This window comes from Pradoshia sp. Z4_20 (assembly GCF_058216035.1).
In genome coordinates, this window is record NZ_JBZAJD010000013.1 from 38,958 (window position 1) to 46,081 (window position 7,124).

Here is a 7,124-nt window from a genome sequence, read left to right on the forward strand (position 1 = left end):
ATATAAGAAAATAAACTCCTGCCATATTGATTTAGGCAGTCATGCTGAGACAAGCATCAGCGCATTTGAAGCAAGCCCCGGCACATTTTTGGCAATGGTCATGATCGTGCTTTTGACATTCCTCGCCGCAAGCTTTACAAATCACTGCACAAAGATTACAGATTTCTTTTGCAAAAGGACTGTTAGATTGCATTGATTTAACCGCCAATGCACAAATGTCCGCGCATTCTCGATCCAGGCGGATGCAATCTGCCATCATCTTCATGTGATCCTCTTCTAAGCAAGCATCGAAACATACATTACAAGCATCTATACATTCAATACAGGCATCTATACAGACTTGGTACATGTCTTTATTCATAAAAAAACCTCCTCATTAAAAATGGTTATATCCCTATCTATTCACATTCCCTTGCTGGAAGGGAATAAACTCAATATGGATGTTGACGTTCGCTAATCTCATTAAAATATCTAAAATGCTTTGACTCTAACGTTACGTCATCATTTACGATATAGGAAGGGAGGGGTGAGAGAGGTGTATAAGATAAAGGAAGTCTCCGAGCTTGCTGGAGTCAGTGTTAGAACTTTACATTATTATGATGAAATTGATCTGTTAAAACCAGCTCATATTGAGGAGAATGGATATCGTTTATATAATGAGGGAAATTTAGCACGCCTTCAGCAAATATTATTTTTTAAAGAAATGGACTTACCGCTAAATAAGATCAAAGCTATTCTGGATGATCCCCAATTTGACCACTTGGATTCCTTGATGAAACATAAAAAGGTTCTGGAGGAAAAGCAGAAGCGGCTGGAGAAAATTATTCAATCCATAGATCAGACCGCCCAGGCAATTAAAGGAGGAAGGAAAATGTCAAGGCAGGATATGTTCGAGCCATTTGATATGAGTAGAGTTGAAGCACATATAAAAAAGTATGAAAAAGAAGTTAAGGAAAAGTATGCAGACACGGAGGCATTTCGCCAATCCCAGCAAAAAACAAATGGCTATCAAGCAGATGATTGGAAGGCAATTGAAATAGAAAGACAACAAATTTATCAGTCTTTAGCTGAATTAATGGACCGGGATCCTGCGGATAGTGAGGTTCAACAAATCGTCCAAGAATGGCGAATGCATATTTGTAAACATTTTTATAATTGCACACCGGAAATATTTAAAGGGCTTGGCGAGATGTATATTTCTGACAAACGTTTTACTGATAATATCGATAGTACAAAGCCGGGGCTTGCCCGATATTTACATGATGCTATTCAAATCTATTGCCGCTAATTAAATAGAATGACGTATAGGTGCCTGAAAAGATAGGCACCTATTTTTTATAAAATTTAAAAATCTTATTTTGCTATATATTTTTGTTGATGTTTCCTAAAAATGTTGTATAATAATCTGAGTTTGGTAGTAAACATTAAGTTTGATAATAATAAACTTTCTCTAGTTAGAGTTTACTTATAATAAACGAAATTGAGGTCATACCATGTTAATGGAAATCGGAAGCAAAATTAAAAATTTAAGATTAAAAAAAGGTCTGACTCAAGAAGAACTTGGTGAAAGAACAGATTTAAGTAAAGGGTATATTTCACAACTTGAAAGAGGTCTCAGTTCACCATCTATCGAAACATTCTTCGATATACTCGAGGTTCTCGGCTGTACCCCAAAGCAATTTTTTGATGAGGAAGAACGTGAACAAAAAGTAGTATACGGAAAAAATGATACGACAGATTTTATAGATGAAGATCGGGGTTATCAAATCCAATGGCTTGTTCCAGAATCAAATGAAAAAGAAATGGAACCCATATTGCTTACATTGCAGGAAAAGGGAGAGTTCAAAAAATTTGAGCCCTCACTTTCAGAGACATTTGGCTATGTATTAAAAGGGAGAATCATGATAACACTCGGCAGAAGGACATACTTTGCCAAGGCAGGAGAAGCAATTTATTTTAACGCAACCGAAGAACATCAGATAATTAATGATTTCAACGGGATTTCAGAATTATTGCTTGTAGCGACGGATTCTTATCTATAATTAATATCCACAAGAAGGAGTAATGAACATGAATGATCATACAATTATTCGTTTTGAGAACGTCACGAAGCAATATGATGACGATCCAGCGGTATTAAATGATGTTAGCTTTGAAATTGAAAGAGGGAAATTCTATACACTCTTAGGACCATCAGGTTGCGGAAAAACGACGATTCTCCGCTTAATTGCCGGATTTATGCAGCCCTCTGAAGGAAAGATTTACTTTAACGGTAAATTAATAAATAATGTCCCGGCCAATGAGCGCCAGGTAAATACAGTATTCCAGGATTACGCCCTATTTCCACATCTAAATGTATTTGAAAATGTTGCATTTGGTTTACGCATTAAAAAAATGAAAAATGCAGACATTGCCAAGAAAGTGACAGAAGCATTACGCTTTGTTAACCTGGCTGGTTATGAAAACCGTGAAATTAAAGAAATGTCCGGTGGACAGCGTCAACGTGTAGCCATTGCCCGTGCGATTGTAAACGAACCGGAAGTAATCTTACTTGATGAACCTTTATCGGCGCTCGATTTAAAGCTTCGTACTGAAATGCAATATGAATTGCGTGAGCTTCAACGCCGCCTTGGTATTACCTTCATCTTTGTTACGCATGACCAAGAAGAAGCATTGGCGATGAGTGATGAGATTTTTGTTTTGAACAAAGGCAGAATTCAGCAAAGCGGTACGCCAACTGATATCTATGATGAGCCTGTTAACCGATTCGTCGCAGACTTTATCGGAGAATCCAATATTGTTCCCGGTAGAATGATTGCCGACTATATAGTAGAATTTGCAGATAAACGTTTTGACTGCGTAGACGGCGGTTTCAGAGAAAATGAGTCTGTAGAAGTGGTAATCCGTCCTGAGGATTTAGAGATTACTACACTCGAACAAGGAAAAATGCAGGTACGCGTTGATTCCCAATTATTCCGTGGTGTTCACTATGAAATTTGCTGTTTTGATGAAGCAGGTAATGAGTGGCTAGTACACTCTACGAAAAAAGCGGTTGTTGGGGAAGAAATTGGGTTGAGTTTTGATGAAGAAGCCATTCATGTCATGCTGCCGGGGGAAACGGAAGAAGAATTCGATAAACGCTTAGAAGCATATAATGAGGCCGGCCATGAAGAATAAAGCGAAAACTCTCTATCTGATTCCATACTCTATTTGGATTGCATTGTTTGTTGTATTCCCGATTATCCTGGTTGTCTATTACTCCTTTATTGGGATTGACGGCCAATTCACGTTGGATAATTACAGCAACTTCTTTACACCAGTCTATTTGAAAATGACATTAAGTTCTTTTTGGTATGCTTTCTTAGTTACAGTTATTTCTTTATTAATTGCATACCCAACGGCATTTTTATTAACGAAAACAAAGCATAAGCAATTATGGCTCTTATTAATTATCTTACCAACCTGGATTAATCTACTTTTAAAAGCATATGCCTTTATTGGTATTTTTGGCACATATGGTGCTGCCAACGCCTTTTTAGAGGTTTTTGGAATAGGAACAAAGCAAATTCTATTTACTGATTTTAGTTTCATCTTTGTTTCTACCTATATATTTATACCGTTTATGCTATTGCCAATTTACAATGCGCTAGAGGAAATGAACCAATCCTATGTAGATGCAGCCAGTGATCTTGGAGCATCCAAATGGATGACTTTCCGCCGTGTCATTTTCCCTCTGACACTCGACGGAGTGAAATCAGGTGCACAGGCTGTCTTTATCCCAGCCCTGTCATTGTTTATGATTACTCGTTTGATTGCAGGTAACCGAGTGATTACATTGGGAACAGCAATTGAACAGCATTTTCTCGTTACGCAAGATTGGGGAATGGGAGCTACGATAGCGGTATTCCTAATTATCGCAATGGCATTAATCATGATTCTGACAGGCAGAAGAAAGTGAGGGATGGACAATGAAAAAGAAATTTAAGCTATCAAATCTATATCTAATCTTAGTGTTTGCCATCCTTTATGCACCAATTTTCTATCTGATGTTCTATTCATTTAACAGCGGCGGAAAAATGCATGGCTTTGATGGTTTTACGCTGCAATGGTATAAAGAAGTATTCGCCGATACGCGATTGCTTATTATTGTGTTGAATACACTGGTTATTGCTCTGCTTTCAGCTACAATTTCTACAGTGATTGGTGTTTTTGGAGCACTGGCCATACATGAGGTACGCAAGAGAAGGACGAAAAATACATTACTTTCCTTGAACAATGTTTTGATTGTAAGCCCTGATGTCATTATTGGTGCTTCCTTCTTAATTATGTTCACCATTATTGGGATTAAACTTGGCTTTATGTCCGTTCTTTTATCCCATATTGCTTTCAGTGTTCCGATTGTTGTAATTATGGTATTGCCTAAACTTCAGGAAATGAGCCCGACATTGATCGATGCGGCTCGTGACTTGGGGGCGAGCCAGTGGAATGTGCTGACAAAGGTTATTCTGCCTTACATCACATCCGGTATTTTTGCTGGTTTCTTTATGGCATTGACCTATTCACTGGATGATTTTGCCGTAACCTTCTTCGTGACAGGGAATGGATTCTCCACACTATCCGTAGAAATCTACTCCATGGCTCGTCAAGGTATATCGTTAACGATTAATGCATTATCAACCTTGCTATTCTTATTTACAATTTTATTGGTTATTGGATATTACTTTATTACACAAAGAAGCACCAAGCCGCGAATGGGGGTTAAGGAATGAGCAAGCTAACCCGTACCCTGATTCTGATTTTGGTTGTATCATTCGGCCTTTTATATTTGATCAATCGATTAAATGCACATGAAGGATATGCCGGAGATAATACCTTAACGGTTTACAACTGGGGAGATTATATCGATACGGATTTAATTGAAAAATTTGAAGAGGAAACAGGCATTAAAGTCATATACCAAACCTTCGATTCAAACGAAGCGATGATGACGAAAATCGAGCAGGGCGGTACGTCCTATGATGTAGCCGTTCCTTCAGAATATGCAATCAGCAAAATGAAGGAAGAAGACCTGTTGATTGAAATTGATCATGGTAAAATACCAAATTTAAAGCACATTGATTCTCGCTTCCTCGACCTTTCCTTTGATAAGGGAAATAAGTATTCCATTCCATATTTTTGGGGAACAGTCGGAATTGCTTATAATACAAAGCTCCTTCCGAATAAAGAATTCAAAAGCTGGAATGATTTATGGGACGAAGAATTAGAAAATAAAATCTTGCTTGTTGATGGTGCTCGTGAAGTTATTGGAATGGGATTGAATAGCCTTCATTATTCATTAAATGACACAAATGAAGAGCATTTGCAGGAAGCTAAGGATAAATTAGATACATTAACTCCGAACATTAAAGCAATCGTGGGTGATGAGATCAAAATGCTTCTCGCTCAGGAGGAGGCAGCAGTCGGGCTGGTTTGGTCCGGTGATGCAGCTGATATTATGTGGGATAATGAAAACATTGATTATGTAGTGCCGGAAGAAGGCTCTAATCTCTGGTTTGATAATATGGTTATTCCGAAAACATCCAAAAATGTGGACGGAGCACACCAATTCATTAACTTCATGCTGGATCCTGAAAATGCTGCTCAAAACGCAGACTATGTAGGCTATTCCACACCAAATAATGCAGCGTTAGAAATTTTAGGAGAAGAAGTTTCAGGGGATGAACGCTTCTATCCACCTGCTGAGCTAACAGACCGACTTGAGGTCTACGATAATCTCGGCAAAAAGATGCTCGCGCATTATAATGAACTTTTCCTTGAATTTAAAATGCATAAAAAATGACACTTTGAAAACCGATTTCACCTGGGGGTGGGGTCGGTTTTTCTGTTTATCTAAAGAAATGATTTTCTTGAAGTAGCCAGCAAACCAGAATGTAAAAGAGGGACGTAAAATTATGTTATATTTTTCACAATCCAAAAGGAATTTTGCCAGCCATGAACGAAAGAGTAATGTATTAACTTATTAAGGAGGAAAAATACTTGTCCAACACTCTGAATCAATTTGAAATAACTTCAATTTATCACATTACCAATAGAGGGGTTAGAAAGGAGCCAATATTCCATAATATGATCGATAAGCATAGATTCATGATTATTCTTGCTGAAGCCCATAGTAAATATGATTTTAAACTCCATGCGTACTGCCTTATGAACAACCACTTTCACCTTCTCTTAGAAACCTCCAATTCTCCTTTAAGCAAAATCATGCAAACCATTCAACAAAGATATGCCATGTATTTTAACCATACCTACAAATCTCAGGGGCATGTATTTCAAGCAAGTTACTATTTCAGAATCGTTGATAGCTCAAATGATTTTTTAAATGTCAGTAAATATATCCATATAAATCCTGTTGTGGCAGGATTGGTTACAAACCCTCAGGATTATCAGTGGAGCAGCTATGCCACATTCTCCAATCACTCACCTCGCAATCATCCACTAATCGAAACGGATACTACCTATTCTTTTTATCCAAATAATTCAAAAGAATTATATAAAAAATTCATTGAAAAACAATCATAATGGTTGTCATAGACTAAAAGGTGCTCATTCATTGAGCACTTTTTTTGTGGAAGAGCATATGAGCATTTCTGGTCCACCTTTATGCAGTCATAAAAAGTTCCCTATATTATGTGGAAGGTGGGTGAAAGGCAGGTGAAGTCCGGGGGAAAGCTGAGCTCTAGCCGAGCTATGAGGCACCTATGGACCGGCTATACCGGGGTAAAGGTGGGTGAAAGGTGGGTGAAGTCCGGAGGAAAGGACCTATTCCCGAGCTATGAGGCACCTATGAACCAGCTATACCGGGGTAAAGGAGGGTGAAAGGCGGTTGAAGTCCAGAGGGAAGCACCTATCCCCGAGCTATGAGGCACCTATGAACCAGCTATACCGGGGTAAAGGAGGGTGAAAGGCGGTTGAAGTCCGGAGGGAAGCACCTATCCCCGAGCTATGAGGCACCTATGGACCAGCTATACCGGGGTAAAGGCGGGTGATAGGCGGTTGAAGTCCAGAGGGAAGCACCTATCCCCGAGCTATGAGGCACCTATGGACCAGCTATACCGGGGTAAAGG

Annotated in this window: 8 protein-coding genes; 7 read left to right on the forward strand and 1 reads right to left on the reverse strand. The window is 38.7% G+C overall.

Annotated elements, in window-relative coordinates:
• Window positions 1-31: 31 nt before the first annotated feature.
• Window positions 32-361, reverse strand: a complete 330-nt coding sequence (locus AC4BHP_RS17975) for a four-helix bundle copper-binding protein (RefSeq protein ID WP_066102553.1) — start codon at window positions 359-361, stop codon at window positions 32-34.
• Between the two features lie 174 nt (window positions 362-535).
• Here AC4BHP_RS17975 and AC4BHP_RS17980 point away from each other — a divergent pair, with 174 nt between their 5' ends.
• The 7 genes from AC4BHP_RS17980 (at window position 536) to AC4BHP_RS18010 (ending at window position 6,579) form a co-directional block, all read left to right on the forward strand.
• On the forward strand, window positions 536-1,288 hold the full coding sequence (locus tag AC4BHP_RS17980; protein ID WP_490553618.1) for a MerR family transcriptional regulator: 753 nt from the start codon (window positions 536-538) through the stop codon (window positions 1,286-1,288).
• Window positions 1,289-1,499: 211 nt separating this feature from the next.
• Window positions 1,500-2,042, forward strand: coding sequence for a helix-turn-helix domain-containing protein (locus tag AC4BHP_RS17985; RefSeq protein WP_066102679.1), 543 nt, complete (start codon window positions 1,500-1,502; stop codon window positions 2,040-2,042).
• Between the two features lie 28 nt (window positions 2,043-2,070).
• Window positions 2,071-3,177, forward strand: a complete 1,107-nt coding sequence (locus AC4BHP_RS17990; RefSeq protein WP_066102548.1) for an ABC transporter ATP-binding protein — start codon at window positions 2,071-2,073, stop codon at window positions 3,175-3,177.
• A complete protein-coding gene (locus tag AC4BHP_RS17995) occupies window positions 3,167-3,958 on the forward strand; it encodes an ABC transporter permease (RefSeq protein WP_066102545.1) in 792 nt (263 codons plus the stop codon). The genes AC4BHP_RS17990 and AC4BHP_RS17995 overlap by 11 nt, the downstream gene beginning before the upstream one ends.
• Window positions 3,959-3,968: 10 nt before the next feature.
• Window positions 3,969-4,769, forward strand: a complete 801-nt coding sequence (locus tag AC4BHP_RS18000) for an ABC transporter permease (protein ID WP_066102542.1) — start codon at window positions 3,969-3,971, stop codon at window positions 4,767-4,769.
• Complete coding sequence (locus tag AC4BHP_RS18005) at window positions 4,766-5,839, forward strand: ABC transporter substrate-binding protein (protein WP_490553621.1); 1,074 nt, start codon at window positions 4,766-4,768, stop codon at window positions 5,837-5,839. The genes AC4BHP_RS18000 and AC4BHP_RS18005 overlap by 4 nt, the downstream gene beginning before the upstream one ends.
• A 197-nt stretch (window positions 5,840-6,036) precedes the next feature.
• Window positions 6,037-6,579, forward strand: coding sequence for an REP-associated tyrosine transposase (locus tag AC4BHP_RS18010; protein ID WP_066102534.1), 543 nt, complete (start codon window positions 6,037-6,039; stop codon window positions 6,577-6,579).
• The last annotated feature ends 545 nt before the right edge of the window (window positions 6,580-7,124 follow it).